Here is a 625-nt window from a genome sequence, read left to right as displayed (position 1 = left end):
GAGCAGCCCCGTCGAGAAGTAACCGGCGAGGATCTTGTCCAGCCCGGACGCGCTGATCACCATGGCCAGCGAACCGCTGATACCGGTCAGCACGAGGATGGGTCCGGCGGTGGTGAGCGCGGAGGACACGGCAGAGCCGACTTCGCGTCCCGGCAGAGTCTTCCGGGCCAGCAGGTAGGAGACTCCGGCGCCCAGGAACATGGCAAACACCGGATTACCCAGTTCGCCAACAAAGCCAAAGTTGGCTCCGGTGGCGTCCACGATCGCGCCGAAGGCGACGAGGACCAACGTCAGCAGCACCGGCGACAGGCTCAAGGCGAGGGGCGGGTACGACGTCGTTTTGGTGGCCGGCGAGGATCTTGTCCAGCCCGGACGCGCTGATCACCATGGCCAGCGAACCGCTGATACCGGTCAGCACGAGGATGGGTCCGGCGGTGGTGAGCGCGGAGGACACGGCAGAGCCGACTTCGCGTCCCGGCAGAGTCTTCCGGGCCAGCAGGTAGGAGACTCCGGCGCCCAGGAACATGGCAAACACCGGATTACCCAGTTCGCCAACAAAGCCAAAGTTGGCTCCGGTGGCGTCCACGATCGCGCCGAAGGCGACGAGGACCAACGTCAGCAGCAC

2 protein-coding genes are annotated in these 625 nt (G+C 65.8%); both read right to left on the bottom strand.

Annotation, left to right across the window (positions count from 1 at the left end; all coding sequences use genetic code 11):
• The coding region (locus Y707_RS32200; RefSeq protein ID WP_026535534.1) for a GntT/GntP/DsdX family permease at positions 1–300 on the bottom strand (300 nt) is incomplete at its 3' end.
• Positions 215–586, bottom strand: a complete 372-nt coding sequence (locus Y707_RS33505) for a GntT/GntP/DsdX family permease (protein ID WP_442853297.1) — start codon at positions 584–586, stop codon at positions 215–217. The genes Y707_RS33505 and Y707_RS32200, both read right to left, overlap by 86 nt.
• Positions 587–625: the final 39 nt, after the last annotated feature.

The organism is Arthrobacter sp. H14 (genome assembly GCF_000520495.1).
GTDB lineage: Bacteria > Actinomycetota > Actinomycetes > Actinomycetales > Micrococcaceae > Arthrobacter_C.
This window is presented reverse-complemented; position numbering and strand designations above follow the sequence as displayed.